This window comes from Paenimyroides marinum (genome assembly GCF_900108395.1).
GTDB lineage: Bacteria > Bacteroidota > Bacteroidia > Flavobacteriales > Flavobacteriaceae > Flavobacterium > Flavobacterium marinum.
On the sequence record NZ_FNXE01000051.1, the window covers coordinates 1 to 16,005 of the forward strand.

At 38.0% G+C, this 16,005-nt stretch carries 14 protein-coding genes and 1 pseudogene; 13 read left to right on the forward strand and 2 right to left on the reverse strand.

All coding sequences use genetic code 11. The annotated features are described in order from the left end of the window. Positions 1-182: pseudogene (locus BLW20_RS12895) on the reverse strand (hypothetical protein); the annotation flags it as partial. A 140-nt stretch (positions 183-322) separates the two neighbouring features. Here BLW20_RS12895 and BLW20_RS12900 point away from each other — a divergent pair. Next, entirely contained in the window at positions 323-1,270 is a 948-nt protein-coding gene (locus tag BLW20_RS12900) for an aminoglycoside phosphotransferase family protein (RefSeq protein ID WP_091101976.1), read from the forward strand. A 376-nt stretch (positions 1,271-1,646) separates the two neighbouring features. Here BLW20_RS12900 and BLW20_RS14725 read toward each other — a convergent pair whose 3' ends face one another. Next, positions 1,647-1,811, reverse strand: a complete 165-nt coding sequence (locus tag BLW20_RS14725) for a hypothetical protein (RefSeq protein WP_177165095.1) — start codon at positions 1,809-1,811, stop codon at positions 1,647-1,649. 53 nt (positions 1,812-1,864) lie between these two features. On the opposite strand from BLW20_RS14725, the gene lnu(H) reads away from it, so the two are divergent. The 12 genes from lnu(H) to BLW20_RS12960 all read left to right on the forward strand — a co-directional run bounded on the left by lnu(H) (position 1,865) and on the right by BLW20_RS12960 (position 15,765). Then, complete coding sequence (gene lnu(H) / locus BLW20_RS12905) at positions 1,865-2,635, forward strand: lincosamide nucleotidyltransferase Lnu(H) (RefSeq protein ID WP_064964663.1); 771 nt, start codon at positions 1,865-1,867, stop codon at positions 2,633-2,635. A gap of 615 nt (positions 2,636-3,250) precedes the next feature. Continuing rightward, on the forward strand, positions 3,251-3,808 hold the full coding sequence (locus tag BLW20_RS12910; protein ID WP_177165096.1) for a restriction endonuclease subunit S: 558 nt from the start codon (positions 3,251-3,253) through the stop codon (positions 3,806-3,808). 5 nt (positions 3,809-3,813) lie between these two features. Beyond that, positions 3,814-5,373, forward strand: a complete 1,560-nt coding sequence (locus BLW20_RS12915; protein WP_218143523.1) for a type I restriction-modification system subunit M — start codon at positions 3,814-3,816, stop codon at positions 5,371-5,373. Next, entirely contained in the window at positions 5,370-6,620 is a 1,251-nt protein-coding gene (locus tag BLW20_RS12920) for a restriction endonuclease subunit S (RefSeq protein ID WP_091101987.1), read from the forward strand. The genes BLW20_RS12915 and BLW20_RS12920 overlap by 4 nt, the downstream gene beginning before the upstream one ends. 1 nt (position 6,621) lies before the next feature. Beyond that, on the forward strand, positions 6,622-7,038 hold the full coding sequence (locus BLW20_RS12925) for a DUF3010 family protein (protein ID WP_091101991.1): 417 nt from the start codon (positions 6,622-6,624) through the stop codon (positions 7,036-7,038). After that, the gene (locus tag BLW20_RS12930; RefSeq protein ID WP_091101995.1) at positions 7,039-8,145 is read left to right on the forward strand and encodes a serine/threonine protein kinase; all 1,107 of its coding nucleotides are present in this window, start codon (positions 7,039-7,041) and stop codon (positions 8,143-8,145) included. A 3-nt stretch (positions 8,146-8,148) separates the two neighbouring features. Further along, a complete protein-coding gene (locus BLW20_RS12935; protein ID WP_091101999.1) occupies positions 8,149-8,913 on the forward strand; it encodes a metallophosphoesterase in 765 nt (254 codons plus the stop codon). An 81-nt stretch (positions 8,914-8,994) separates the two neighbouring features. After that, complete coding sequence (locus tag BLW20_RS12940; RefSeq protein ID WP_091102015.1) at positions 8,995-10,005, forward strand: MarR family transcriptional regulator; 1,011 nt, start codon at positions 8,995-8,997, stop codon at positions 10,003-10,005. Then, a complete protein-coding gene (locus tag BLW20_RS12945; protein WP_091102003.1) occupies positions 9,999-10,778 on the forward strand; it encodes a hypothetical protein in 780 nt (259 codons plus the stop codon). The genes BLW20_RS12940 and BLW20_RS12945 overlap by 7 nt, the downstream gene beginning before the upstream one ends. Before the next feature lie 114 nt (positions 10,779-10,892). After that, a complete protein-coding gene (locus tag BLW20_RS12950; protein WP_091102006.1) occupies positions 10,893-14,120 on the forward strand; it encodes a type I restriction endonuclease subunit R in 3,228 nt (1,075 codons plus the stop codon). Then, complete coding sequence (locus BLW20_RS12955; protein ID WP_091102010.1) at positions 14,120-14,815, forward strand: M48 family metallopeptidase; 696 nt, start codon at positions 14,120-14,122, stop codon at positions 14,813-14,815. Before BLW20_RS12950 ends, BLW20_RS12955 begins: the two co-directional genes overlap by 1 nt. 386 nt (positions 14,816-15,201) lie before the next feature. Further along, positions 15,202-15,765: a hypothetical protein gene (locus BLW20_RS12960; protein ID WP_091102012.1), complete on the forward strand. Its 564-nt coding sequence runs from the start codon at positions 15,202-15,204 to the stop codon at positions 15,763-15,765. The last annotated feature ends 240 nt before the right edge of the window (positions 15,766-16,005 follow it).

A 16,005-nucleotide genomic window follows, 5' to 3' on the forward strand; every position in this document is an offset into this window, starting at 1 on the left:
TCCACCACATACCAGGCTTTTTGCGAGGCCGACCAACGGGCTTTGGTATGCTGCCGCAAATGCTGGATAAGCTGTATATCGTAATCAAATCGCAGCCATATTACTTTTTTATCGTGATGAGTTCCCAACGAAATCTGATATTTTTCGGGCTTGAATTCCATATTCGCATTTTGAGTATCCATAAAGCTTCGTATTTTAAATATCCAAATATATGAAATATCTAAATCACTGATTCAAAATGAATTATTTATTTGTGAAATTTATATTTATTTCGCATATTTGCGTGTTACCTGCAAGCTGAAAACAAAAATCCGTTTAAGAGATGAATGAACTATTGATAAAAATTTTACAAGAAAAATATCTTATTAATACGAACTATGTTTCTAAACAGCGAGGTGGTTGGGCTTCTTTAGCTTATAAAGTTGAGAGCGAAAACGGAAAGTTTTACTTTTTAAAAGTTTACGATAAAAGCAGAAAATCCACATCTTATTTAACTGAACACATAGATATTTATCTTCCAATAGTGAATTGGATTGAGAATCAAACGTCACTTAACGGAAAAATAATTCGATTAGTTAAAACTCAATTCGGAAATTTAAAGTGCGAAGATGAAAATTATCTCTACATTTTGTTTGATTACATTGATGGAGAAACAGTTGGGGAACAGAATTTGACAGAAGAACAAGTCATACAATTAGCCGAAATTGTTAGCCAACTACATAATTTAAAAAATTTTCCTTTTGATGTTGAACAGATTTCTGAAACATTTGAGCTTTCGTTCATCTCTAAATTATTGGATTGGACGGAAAGAAAATTTGATGATTTAAAAGCTGATATCCAGGAGGTTTTAAAACCCAATATTTTAACTATTAAAAATCAAGTGAATGAATGGAATAACTTGTCCGAATTTTTAAAAGGACAAAGTTTGAATAATTGTTTATGTCATACAGACATTCATCATTGGAATATAATCACTGACAAACAGCAATTGTATCTTTTGGATTGGGAAGGAATAAAGTTTGCACCACCCGAGGCAGATATATTCAGTATTTACGAACAACCTTATTTCAATTCGTTTATGAAGAAATATTATGAACTCAATCCCAATTATCAAATAAACGACAATACATTACGCTATTATCAGATAAGCAGAAAACTTCAAGATATTTTTGAATTCATTGAACAACTACAATTTGATAAACTTAATTTGGAAGAATATGAAACCAATTTGAATTATTTAAGGGAAGAAGTTGATAAAATAGCAACCTAAACATATATACATTTCAAAAAGCCAGCCAGCAGGTAACAAGGGTTTTGCAAGAGAGCGGGTTAAGTGCTTCGTATGAAACTTTTTGCTAAATTTGTAGTTCGGTTCTTCGATTGAGCGTTTGTGCATAAAATCCGCTCCCTCGCAAAGCCCCGACCCGTTGGGCGAAATTTTACAAAGCAAAATCTGCCACTTTAAAGCCAAATAAATAAATCCTTTTGCGCTCAACATTTTTTACTATCCATTTTGTTGTCGCTATTGGCGTTAATAAAAATCGCCACTCAATTATTTTTTGATGTTTCATAATTAAAAAACTTCGCCCAACATTTCATTGGCAATAACGGGCTGAAAGTTATTTGCTCAACGGAAGTACTATTTTTCATCTTTTGTACAAAGGCTCAACGGCAGTACTTCTAATTTCCGTCATCGCCAATGCTTTTTCCGTTGGCGGTAATTTTACCAAACAGAATGTTGAACATAAAAAAGTATAATCCGATGAAGCTATAAGTAACTGTCCAAAATAAACAACGTAAAACTTTTTCATTGCTTTCAAAAAGTAGTGAAAATTTCTATTATCAACATTTAAAAATTAGAAAAATGACACAGTTACAAATGATTGACAAAACAAAATATATAGCTCAACAAGACGAAAATGTTTCCGCCGTTTTTATGTATGGTTCATTTACCAAAAACGAAGGAGACAAATATTCTGACATCGAATTTTACATCTTCTTGAAAAATAAAGAAAATTTCTCGACAGAAAAATGGGTAAATCAAATTCATCCTTTGGCTTTATATTTTACAAACGAATATGGAAGTGAAGTTGCTATTTTCGAGAATATGGTCAGAGGAGAATTCCATTTTTTAAAAACGGAGGAAATTGAAATTATCAAATCTTGGGACGGAATTGTTGAATTTAGCGATTTTGACCAAATGAACCTAACCGACAAAGATGGACTTTTAACGAAAACGCTTAATCAAATCAAAACGAAATCGCCCGAAAGAATAACAAATGAAAATATTTTGTGGTTAAGCCAATCATTACTGAATGTTGTACTGACAACAAGCAACTTGATTAAACGAGAAGAATTTGCTCACGCTCATCACAGTTTATCAAATGTGCAGAAATACTTGCTTTGGCTTATAAGAGCAAGAACAAGCAAAACGCAACATTGGGAAAGTCCGACTAAAAGTCTCGAAAAGGACATTGACACGATTTGGTATTCAGAGTATAAAAAAGTAACATCAGATTTAAATCCCAAAAACATCGTTTTGGCTTTTGAGAACTCATTAAATTTATCGGAAAAACTATTTGATGAACTAAATATTGAACCCAAACTGAAAGAAATCCTACACAAAATAAGATAAAAAAACTACCGCCAACATCGGTTTTGCAAAAGAGCGGGTTAAGTGGTTAATTCAAGGTTTGTGCATTTAATCCGCAAAACCATTTTTTATTTGCTTTTAAAATGTAAATTAGCAAATAGAAAAAATGGTTTTGCTTAAGTTAGTTCAAAATTGAAAGTTTAGTCTTTCTAATCCGCTCCTTCGCAAAGCCGTCAAACGTTACAAGCAAGCCTAAAAGACGACACTACAACCATCAACATAACAACTAAACCATCGACCTTTGACATCTTGACCTGACTTTTCAGACGACCTTAATACGGCAGACAATTTCGCTGTATTTCGACACAGACCAGCAGACCAACTTGGCGACACACAATCCGACCTAAGAAAAATAAAACACCCCACCCGCACAAAAAATGAATTTCTGCCGCCGCACAAGTGGCACATTTGGCTTTGCCCAACCCACAAGCCGACCCTTCTGCAAAGCCAAAAGAGCCACTTTTTCCCCACGCACCAAAGACAGTTCAAACAACATAATCTAACTTTGTAGAACATATACTTAAAATTATTTTCTTAAAAAGCCTGGATATTAGAAAATTTTAACTATTTTTGTAGCGTCATTACAAAGGAATAAATTTGAAAACGCTAATAAAAGATATCACAAACATCCAAACCGGACTCTTCGCTAAGCCTGCTGGCATTGGCGAATTGGTGTATCTACAGTCCAAGCATTTTGACGAATACGGACAGTTGCATTCAGTTCTACACCCTGACTTGCCAGCTGAAGGTATTTCTGAAAAACATCTGCTGAAAGATGGTGATGTGCTTTTTGCAGCCAAGGGAACCAAAAACTTTGCAGCCGTTTTTGAAAACAACAACGAACCTTCTGTTGCTTCCACTTCATTTTTTGTAATCAGACCAACTAGTAATAAAGTGTTGCCAAAGTTTCTGGCATGGTTTCTAAATAACCACTCCACACAAACCCTTTTAAAAGGTCAAGCCATTGGCACTTCTATTCCTTCCATTTCGAAACAGGTTTTAGAAAATCTGGAAATAACGATACCAAGCATTGAAACCCAATTGGCGATTCTGCAAATCACCCAACTCCGTAACCGGGAAAAATCGTTGAAGCTGAAAATTGAAATGCTTCGTGAAAAACAAATTCAACAACAAATAATCAACGCAATAAAATAAATATCATGGCTAAAATAACTCAGAAAGACATCAACGATGCAGTTTGGAAAGCTTGCGACACCTTTAGAGGCAGCATTGACCCAAGCGTTTACAAAGACTATGTACTTACCATGCTGTTCCTAAAATATCTCAGCGATGTGCATGACGATAAAATGGAAGGCTACTTAGCCAAATACAACGGTGATGTGGAACGTGCCAAACGTGCCATGCAACACGAACGCTTTATTGTGCCGGAGCATAGCCACTTTAAATTTCTATACGATCACCGTAATGAAGCCAATATTGGTGAACTCATCAATATTGCTTTGACTGATTTGGAGGAAGCTAACCGTGAAAAACTATACAGCGAAGACGGTGCAGGGATATTCCAAAATATAGACTTTAACAGCAGTAAGTTGGGTGAGCCCAAGGATAAAAACACCCGATTGAAAACCTTGCTTATTGACTTCAAATCCGACAAACTGGATTTACGACCTTCGCATTTGGATGGCAATGACATTATTGGTGGGGCTTACATGTTCCTGATTGAAAACTTCGCCAGTGATGCCGGAAAAAAAGCAGGTGAATTTTTTACACCAAAAGAGGTATCTACCCTTATTGCTAAACTCACCAAAAGCAAACCCGGTTCACGTATATGTGACCCAACTTGTGGTTCTGCTTCTCTTTTAATTAAAGCTGGTGAAGAAGTAGGTTCTGATAATTTTTCACTTTACGGACAAGAAGCCAACGGTAGTACCTGGGCATTGGCAGTGATGAATATGTTTTTGCATGGCTTCGACAATGCCACCATCCGCTGGGGCGATACCATACGCAACCCGAAATTGAAAGAAGGCGATACGCTGATGAAGTTTGATACCGTAGTGGCAAACCCGCCATTCTCATTAGACAAATGGGGAAAGGTTGAAGACAAAGAAGGAGACAAAACCACCATCAGCTACGACCCTGAAACCGATAAATACAACCGTTTTTGGAGAGGCGTACCACCCAAAAGCAAAGGCGACTGGGCATTTATCAGCCACATGATTGAAACACTGAACGAACATGGCAAGGCTGGTGTGGTGGTGCCACACGGTGTATTGTTCCGTGGCAGCAGCGAAGGAAAAATAAGGCAGAAAACCATTGAAGAAAATTTGCTGGAAGCAGTAATTGGCTTACCTGCCAACCTTTTTTTTGGCACAGGCATACCGGCTGCCATCTTGGTGTTTAACAAGCAGAAGAGCAGCAACAATGTTTTGTTTATTGATGCCAGCAAGCATTACGAAAGTGCCAAAAACCAAAACAAGCTGCGTGAAAGCGATATTGAACACATTGTAACAACCTATCGTGATTTTACTGCCGGCAAACTGCAACCCGGTGTGGTGGAAGATAAATACAGCTATGTAGCCACTCCCGAAGAAATACAGGAAAACGACTATAACCTGAATATACCCCGCTATGTGGACACTTTTGAAGAAGAAGCCGAAGTGGACATTGCAGCCGTGCAGAAGGAGATTGAGCAACTGGAAGGTGAATTAGTGAAAGTGCAAAAAGAGATTGACCAATACTTAACTCAATTGGTGAAATGATGGGAGAAAAAAATAGTCTTGAAAAATTTGGAATACTTGATATTCCAAAAGGATGGCAAATCAAAAAGCTTAAAGACATTTTGATAGAAGGTCGATTGGGCGGAAACTATGAAAATGCTGAAGCAAATAATGGAGTACCTGTTATAAAAATGGGGAATCTTGATAGGGCTACTATTAAAATTGATAAGATTCAATACTTGCCGGAAAATGAAACTTACAATCAAGAAGATGTATTGGTTAAAGGAGACTTGTTGTTCAATACAAGAAATACACTAGAGTTAGTTGGCAAGGTTGCGATTTGGAATAACGAACTACCATTTGCGGTTTATAACTCGAACCTAATGCGAATGAAATTTGACAGTTCCTTTGTGGAGTCAACGTGGTTTATGAACAGGGCTTTTAATTCTTATTATGGATTAAGACAGTTAAGAGGGATAGCAACTGGAACAACAAGTGTTGCAGCAATTTATGGTAGAGATTTAGAGTCAATAAAGTTTCTACTCCCCCCACTTCCCGAGCAAAAAGCCATAGCCCAAGTGCTGAGCACGGCAGATTCCGCCATCCACACCACCGAAAAACTCATAGCCCAAAAAGAACTCCGCAAAAAATGGCTCATGCAGCAATTGCTTACGGGGAAGAAACGGTTGAAGGGGTTTAGTGGGGAAGTAAAAATAAAAGTTGTAGGACAGTTTATAAAAGAAGTTTCTGAAAGAAATAAGGGCTTGAAGGTTACCAGAGTTCTCTCTGTTACCAATTCCAGAGGATTTATAAACCAGTCTGATCAGTTTGACAGGTCGGTTGCGAGTGAAGATGCATCAAATTATAAAATTGTGAGGAAAGGGCAATTTGCATATAACCCTTCAAGGGTTAATGTTGGCTCACTTGATTTACTGAGAAATTTTGATGAAGGGATTTTGAGTCCAATGTATGTTGTGTTTTCAACAGACGAAAAACATCTACTGGCTGACTTCCTATACTTTCATCTAAAAACACAGTGGTTCTATGGTCATATTCCAATGTTTGTGCAGGGAAGCGTTAGAGATAGTTTATCATTTGATGGCCTTTGCTCAATGAAGTTTTTTATTCCAACGATAGAAGAGCAAGCTGCCATTGTAAAAGTTCTTCAAGCGGCAGATAAAGAAATTAGCCTGCTCAAAGCCAAAGCGGAGAAGTTGAGGGAGCAGAAGAAGGGGTTGATGCAGGTGTTGTTGACGGGTAAGGTGAGGTTGAAAATAAATAACGAATAATATGAAAACCATAGGAATACAAATCAAGTCCACTGAAGCAATTATGGTTGTGCTTGAAAAAGATGCAGCCGGAAACATTACGCAAACAAATGAGTCAGCCAAATTTGGTATAGACGACCCAACCAAACCCAATCAGGTAAGGCAGTTTCGTGACCAAATCAATGCAGCATTTGATTCAATCGGTGCTGCCAGAATTGGGATAGTTGCAAGAAATGCAAACGGAAAAGGAGACCGTGCCCCTTCGCCTATTTCTTTTAAACTAGAAGGCATAATTCAGCTTTACGACAAAGTTGATTTGGAACAGGTATGGAAACAAACCACACTCGCCTATTTTAAAAAGAATGCAAAAACAGGAAGTGCAAAGAATAAGTATCAAGACGATGCTTATGATGTAGCCTACTATTTAATCAGTCAATAAATGGTAACAGTAGAACTAAACGATGAAGATTCAGTAAAAGCTATTCAGGATTTCGTAAGAACTACGCCTGACATCAACGTCTATGAATATATCCGTAGAGGTTGTAATGGTGATGTGTATTTCGGTAAGCGAATAAAAATGAATGATGATGTGGTGTTGAAGTTCTACTGGTCGCACCCCAACTATGATGCAGCAGAGGAAGCAATTATTCTTAGAGATATTGAACATGATAATATTCTAAAAATCCATGACCTGCGATTTCTGCCACCTAACTATGCTTACTTTTTAACACCCCGAATTTCTGGTGGCGATTTACAAGGAATTATTGATAGCAGAAGACTTTCAAGCAAGGAAGCACTTGAAATTATTGCAGGTGTTTTACTTGGCTTAACAGAACTGCACTCAAAGCACAAATTGGTTCATCGTGATTTAAAACCGGGCAACATTCTCTTAGATCTTGAGAAAAATTTACCAATTATTGCTGACCTTGGGGCTGTTAAGAAAATCCACAAAGCGGATGGATGTGTAACTGCATCAAAATCCACCTACTTGTATCTTCCACCGGAAGCTATCTTGGCAAATGAATACTATTTTCAATCCGACATTTACCAAGTTGGGGTTATTATGTTCCAATTATTGGGTGGTTACTTTCCTATCAACTCTCCAATGGATTGGCTGACAACAAGAGAGCAAAAACAGTTGGACGGAATCAGAAATACGACAGATAAATACCGGAAGTTTGACGAATTGATAGGTAAAAAAATTACAAAAGGTCAGTTGGTTGACACAAACACTTTGCCTTACTATTTAGACCCTGCATTTAAGCGTGTATTAAATAAGGCGTTGAACTTTCATTATGAAAAGCGATATAAAAATCCTTCTCTTTTTCTGAAAGAAGTTCATAGCCTTTTGCGTTCATGCCCTGATTATGTGCATGAACCTGATAGACTTTTAGTAAGTCACGAAAATGGTAAGGAGTATCAATTATATAAAAACAAGAAAGACGAAGTGGTTTTGGAAAAGCGACTTACCAATAAAGACTGGCGGAAGGATAATAGCCACAACGGAACAGTAGAATCAGCATTAAAAATAGCACGAATAAAATAGAACATGCAACTCAAACTCCAATACGCATCCGACCTTCATTTAGAATTTCCTGCTAACAAGGAATTTCTAAAACAGCATCCTTTACAGCCTGTGGGAGATGTATTGGTATTGTCAGGAGACATTGTGCCTTTTGCCGTAATGGATAAGCACCAGGATTTTTTCAACTTTTTAGCAGATAACTTTAAAACCACCTATTGGCTACCTGGTAATCATGAGTATTACCATTTTGATATTGCAGAAAAAAGTGGTGTGCTACATGAGGCCATTAGAAGCAATGTGTTTTTGGTCAACAATACTTCGGTGGTGCATGAACATGTAAAATTGGTTTTCTCTACCCTTTGGAGCCGCATTAGTCCCGGCTACCAATGGCAGATTGAACGCAGCCTGAATGATTTTCATTTAATCAAACACAAAGGCTTTCGCTTTTCGGCAGAACAATACAACCAGTTTCATACAGAGAGCTTGGCGTTTATTCAAAATGAACTAAACACAAATCAGAATGGACAAACAGCCGTTTTCACCCATCATTGCCCCACTTTTCTCAACTATCCTGAGCAATACAAGGGTGATGTGCTGAATGAGGCTTTTGCAGTTGAACTGCATGACCTGATTGAAGCGTCCGAAATTGCCTGTTGGGCGTATGGGCATCACCATACCAATACACCTGATTTTAGCATTGGCAATACCAAACTCATAACCAACCAGTTGGGCTATGTGCAACGAAACGAACATCGGCTTTTTGAAACGAATAAAGTGATTGAGATATGAAAATCAGAATAATAAACCTATATTTGCACAATAAAGCATATTGCTTTATCAAGCATAATCAGGTTTATTATGGAAAATAAAATGAGGAAAACGCTAACATATATTGAGGAAACGCTGGGCATACAACCAACTGTAACCCAAATAGCCAAAAGCCATTTGGACAGGCTTCCTATGTATATCCACGAAACATTCAGGCTGTACCGAACAGACATATTCAACACGGAAATCATTTTGGCTGAGCTGAAAAACGATAATGAACTAAGCATTCAGCAAACCAAAAAACAGGTGCAGCAGATAAAAAACCTGCTCAACCAAAAAGTGGTGATTGTGTTAGAAAACGTACAAGCCTACAACCGCAAACGGTTAATTGAAAAAGGCATCAACTTTATAGTGCCGGGAAAACAGCTTTACATGCCCGATTTACTGCTTGACTTGCAGGAAAGCTTTGTTCATCCAAAGACGAAACAAAAAAAAGAGACGCTACTTCCGTCTGCACAATTTTTACTGATTTACCACATCATCCATAGAAACCAGCAATGGAAACTGGAAGAATATCCCTTTAAAGAAATTGCTCAGAAATTAGGTTATACGCCAATGGCCATTACAAATGCTATTGATAATTTAAAATATCATGAATTGGTGGAAGTAGAGGGTGAAAAGGAAAAATTCATCCATTTTAGAAATGACAGACATGAGTTGTGGAACATAGCCTATCAACAAAACCTTTTAGTGAATCCTGTCATCAAAACGGTATATGTAGATGAAAAACCCAAAGACCTTTTTCTATTGCGTTGTAATGCATCTGCTTTGCCCGAATACACCGACCTGAATCCGAGCAGACAAGAATATTTCGCCATTGAAAAAACCGTTTTTTATGGTTTGCAAAAAAGCAATGCATTGGTGAACCCGAATAATTATGAAGGCAGATATGCTTTAGAGGTATGGAAATATAACCCATTGACTTTGGTTGACGAATTACCAAATGACAGGGCAGTTGTAGATCCGCTTTCTTTATACCTGAGTGTAAAGGACAGCAGAGATGAACGAATTGAAATGGCTTTAGAACAAATTTTAGAGAAATTTATATGGTAAGAGGATTAGACATATTTAAAAAATACTTTGAGCAGTATCCCGGTAATTACGTGATTATTGGGGGGACTGCTTGTGATATTATAATTGATGAAGCGGGCTTTGTTCCCAGAGCAACCAAGGATATAGACATTATTTTGGTGGTGGAAGCACTTAGTTCAGAATTTGTAAAACAGTTTTGGCAATTTATTAATGACGGCAAGTATCAGCAAAGGGAAAAGAGTAATGACGAAAGAGAGTACTACCGTTTTATAAAACCGGAGAATACAGAATTTCCGCATCAGATAGAACTGTTTTCAAGAACTCCAGATGTGATTGTTTTAGAAGGTGAGGCACATCTTACTCCTATTCCAGTTGATGATGACCTTTCCAGTTTGTCAGCCATATTATTGAATGATGACTATTACAATTACATGATTGAACACAGTCAGGTAGAAGATGGATTGCATCATGCCAATATTGAAGCATTGATATGTTTGAAAGCAAAGGCATTTTTGGAAATCAAGGAAAGAATTGAAAACGGAAGTAAAGAAGATGCAAAGCAGTTGAGAAAGCACAAAGCAGACGTGTTTCGTTTAACAGTGATGCTCACGCCTGAATCAGAATTTGCTTTGCCTAAAACCATTCAATCTCACGTTAATCAGTTTGCTGAATTGACGGCTCGCAATTTACCCGACAAAGCCATTTTTAAAGAAATGGGATTGAGCAATATTGACCCGAACAATGTATTTGAGCAATTCAAAAAATCATTCAAAGTAAGTATAAATGAAGCATAGCAAATGTGAGATAAAAACATGTAAAGAAAATGCCGGAAATCTTTACATATCAAAACCAACATGTATAGAAAACCGCACTTTTCTATACATGACACAAAAGAAATTTGAAAAGTAATGGAAACACCCAGTTTTAAAGAAGACCATATCAGCCAGATTCCGGCATTGCAAATGCTGGTGAATTTGGGTTATACCTATTTAAGTCCGGCAGAAGCCGATAGGCAAAGAGGTGGCAAAACTACCAATGTATTGCTGGAAGACGTATTGCGGAAACAGTTGAAGGAAATCAACAGCATCAGGGTAAGTGCTACCAAAACCAGCATTTTTACAGATGAGAATATTGAGCGGGGGATTTTGGCTTTAAAGAACCTTCCCATGAACGAAGGCTACATTGCAGCCAGTGAAAAAGCATACAACCTGCTCACCTTGGGGCAGGCATTGGAGCAAAGTGTAGATGGCGACAAAAAGAGTTTTACACTTCAATACGTTGACTGGAAAAACATCAACAACAATGTATTTCACGTAACAGAAGAATACAGCGTAATGCGAAGCACCAGCAAAGAGCATTACCGCCCCGATTTGGTGTTGTTCGTGAATGGTGTTCCGCTTTGCATTATTGAGTGTAAAAGACCTGACATGAAAGAACCGTTGAAACAGGCAATCAGTCAGCAAATAAGAAGTCAACAGGAAGATGGAATCAGAAATCTATATGTGTATTCTCAATTGCTACTTTCCTTAAGCTGCACACAAGCTTTGTATGCCACCAATTCTACACCTGAAAAGTTTTGGGCAAAGTGGCAGGAAAAATTCAGCAGCGATGAAGAAGAACAGAACTATAAAGCCAAGTTATATGAACTGAAAAACAATCCGCTTTCTACCACAACAAAAGAACAATTGTTTACCGACCGCTTCAAGTATGTTCGTCAATATTTTGATGCTTTAGAACAAGAGGAAATTCTTCCAACCATTCAGGATGAATACTTGTTTGGCTTATGTCGACCTGAACGATTGATGGACATAATTTTCAATTTCGTGTTGTTCGACAATGGTGAAAAGAAAATAGCCCGTTATCAGCAGTTTTTTGCCATCAAAAAATCCATGCAGCGGATTAAGAACGTTGAAAATGGCAAACGTAGAGGTGGTGTAATCTGGCATACACAAGGGAGCGGGAAATCATTAACCATGGTAATGCTGGCACAAGCAATTGCTATGGAGCCAAGCATTCGCAATCCGAAAATTGTATTGGTAACAGACAGAACCGATTTAGATAACCAAATTACGAGCACGTTCAGAAAGTGTGGCAAGTTTGTAGAAAACGCCACTACTGGGCAACGTTTGGTGGAATTACTGGAAAGCAAAAGCGATGCGGTGGTAACCACTATCATTAACAAGTTTGTGGCTGCCGTAAAGAAAATTAGCAAGCCCTTAGAAAGCCATGATATTTTTGTGTTAGTGGATGAAGGTCACCGAACACAACACGGCACTTTCAATATCGACATGCAAAAGACATTGCCCAATGCATGTTTCATTGCCATGACCGGAACACCGCTTTTCAAAAAGGACAAAAGCACCGCTGAAAAATTTGGCGGTTTGATAGATGCCTACACGGTTGACCAAGCTGTTCAGGACAAAGCGGTAGTTCCATTGCTATATGAAGGCAGATTGGCTTTGCAAGATGTAAATGCCAGTCCGATTGATACTTTTTTTGGAATGGTCTCAGAACCATTGACCGAATACCAAAAAGCAGACATCAAGAAAAAGTTTGCCCGAACAGACCACTTAAATTCAGCAGAGCAAAAAATGCGAATGATTGCATGGGACATTAGCTATCATTTCCGTGACAACTGGCAAGGCAGAACGCCATTTAAAGGGCAATTGGTTTGTGATAAAAAGGTGAATGCAATTAAGTACAAAGAGTATTTGGATGAAATTGGTATTATAAGCAGTGAAGTGTTGATATCATCCATTGACGAACGGGAAGGCGAAGAAAGTGCTTATGAAAAGTCAACCCAAAAAGAAAATCAATTCTGGAAACGCATGATGGACGAACATGGCAATTCAAAAAGCTATGAGAAAAATATCATAAGTCGCTTCAAAAATCAGAAAGACCCGGAAATCATTATTGTAGTAGATAAGCTACTCACGGGGTTTGACGAGCCAAAAAACACCGTTTTATATCTTACAAGGAATTTACAAGGACACAAACTACTACAAGCCATTGCAAGGGTAAATCGTATTTATCCCGATAAAGAATTTGGTTATATCATTGACTATTATGGCGTAATTGAAAATCTGGATGATGCCTTACAATTGTATTCATCTTTTGAAGATTTTGATGATGAAGATTTAGCTGGAACACTCACCAATATTTCAGATGAAATCAAAAAGCTGCCACAAAAACATTCTGACTTGTGGGATATTTTCAAAACTATTGCCAATAAACGTGATGCAGAAGCATATCAGCAATTATTAAAAGATGAAGCAATACGAGTTTTATTTTACGATAAATTGGCTGCCTTTGCCAAGAGTTTAAAGCTTGCTTTGTCTTCTATTCAATTTCACAAAGACGTTGAAGAAAAAACCATTAACCGCTACAAAGAAGATTTGACCATGTTCTTGAAACTGCGTTTGGCAGTAGTGGAAAGATACAGCGATGAAATTGACTACAAACAATATGAGGGTCAAATTCAAAAACTGATTGACACACACATTACCACAGAGAAAATTGAAACTATCACAGAACTGGTAAACATATTCGACAAGGATAAATTTCAGCAGGAAGTAGAAAACACAACGGGTAAAGCAGCAAAAGCAGACAAGATTGCCAGCAGAACAGCCAAGCACATCACCGAGAAAATGGATGAAGATCCGGCTTTCTATAAGAAATTTTCACAAATGCTTAAAGAAACCATTGCTGATTATGAAGCCAAGAGAATCAGCGAAGCACAATACCTGAGCAGAGTTCAGGATATTATGAACAATGTATTGGCACATACAGACAATGACATACCGGAACAATTAAGAGACAAAGATGTAGCCAAAGCATTTTATGGCTTGACAGTGGAAGCATTATCAGAAAAGATTCAGGACAATGTTGTACGTAAAGAGGTTTCAACCCAAACAGCTTTACAAATTGACGATTTGATAAAAGAATCTGTTTTAGATAATGGTAAACCCATCATTGACTGGCAATACAAAACCAATATTACAGGCAAATTACTCATTGAAATTGGCGACTATCTGATTGATGAAGTGAGAGACAAATACAATGTGGACTTGTCATTCAAAGAAATGGACAAGATTGCAGATGATTGTATTGAAGTAGCTAAAATCCGTTACAAGTAATGACAGAGGCAATACAATTCGGCAGCAGAACAATTGATTTTCGTTTGGAATATTCAGACAGGAAATCGCTTGGCATTACTGTGACACCTGAAATGGGGGTGTTGGTAAAAGCACCGGCTGATACAACTATTGAAAAAGTAAAAGAAAAAATCAGAAAAAAAGCACCTTGGATAATAAAACAGCAAAGCTTCTTCCTTTCCTTTCAGCCAAAGACACCAAGCCGAAAATACATCAGCGGAGAAACGCATTTATATCTGGGCAGACAATACCGTTTACAAATTCAAATTGATAAAGAAGAATCAGTAAAACTAAAAGGGAAATTCATTGTAGTTACTGCAAGCGAAAAATCAAGAGCTAAAGATTTGTTGCATGACTGGTACTTGCAACATGCAAGGGCAAAGTTTCATACAATCGCAACACCACTCATCGACAAATTCAAAAAGCATAAAGTTGAACCGAGTTCTATTGTTTTACGGGACATGCCGACACGTTGGGGTAGCTGCACTCCGAAAGGAAAAATCATCTTAAATCCTGAATTGATTAAAGCACCAAAAGGATGTATTGAATATGTAATCATACACGAACTTTGCCATTTAATACATCACGACCATACACAGAAATTTATAGACTTACAGACAAAAGAAATGAAAGACTGGGAAAAGTGGAAAATGAAATTAGAGAAATTATTAGCATGAGAAGCCTACACACAAAAGCACACACATTTGCAAGCCGCGCAAGACCAAGCACAGACCAAAGCTTGCAAAAGAGTGTGCTTTTCTCCAGCCCAAAAAGAAATTCATTTTTTTCTTCCCTCCCTTCGGTGTTTTATTTTTTCGCCACCCACAACCGACACAAAAACAGTTGGACAGAAACAGCGAAAACCCATACTAGACAAGGCTTGACAATGACGGAGGACAGAAGGCCAGCTTGTAACACGGGTTTGGCAAAAGTGGCGGTTCAGTGCTCCGCAGACACATTTGTAGTTAATCAAAGTTTGGTTCTCCGCATCAGCATTTGTGGTGAAAATCGCCACCTTCGCCAAGCCCGAAAACGTTATAGGCAACCGTAAGACACGACGACAATGACATTGACACAAGAGCATTTGGACTTTGAGAAATTCAGCCGACAATTAATCGGTTTGACCATTTTGAAAGTTGAGTATTCAGAAATCGCTTATGAGCCGACAAATCCCAAACCATATTACCCAACACAATTCGCAAATCTAGACTCAGTTGACTTCTCAATTTTCTTCCATACGGACAATGACAAATTAGTAGAGATTTATTGGGACAGTAAATTTTTTCAATATGGAATTGGTGTTAAGATAAACGAGCAATCTGACTTTTCTGGAAGCATAAAATGGGACGTTTCAAGTAACGGCCTTTGGAAAAAGTTTATTGGGACAACAATTACTGACATACGCATTACCTGGGAAACAGTTACGACAACAGAAGAAAAGACTGGCAAGACAGAAAATTTTGTTTATCCTCAAGACATTAAAATTACATTTTCAAACGACCAAACCATATTTATTAGTGCGGCTGGTTTTTTAGACCAAGGTGACAAAGAAGTTTATGGAATGCTTGACAATTTAACGGTGACGGACAACGAGGAATTAGCAAGACAAGTTAAAATGATAAATTAACGAATGACAAAAACGGCTGCCTATAACACGGGTTTTGCGTCAGGCGGGGTGACGTGCAAACTTGTAGCTTTGTGCTTCTATTCAAGTTCAGTGCTGGTTGACGGTTTTGTGCTCCGAAACCCGCCCGAACGCAAAGCCCGAAACCGATGATACGCAATCCGCTGCGCTCCTTGCGTATCATCGGCCCGGCGGCTGACACCGCCTGATGAACACCAGCCGCTACGCGGACTGGCGCACATC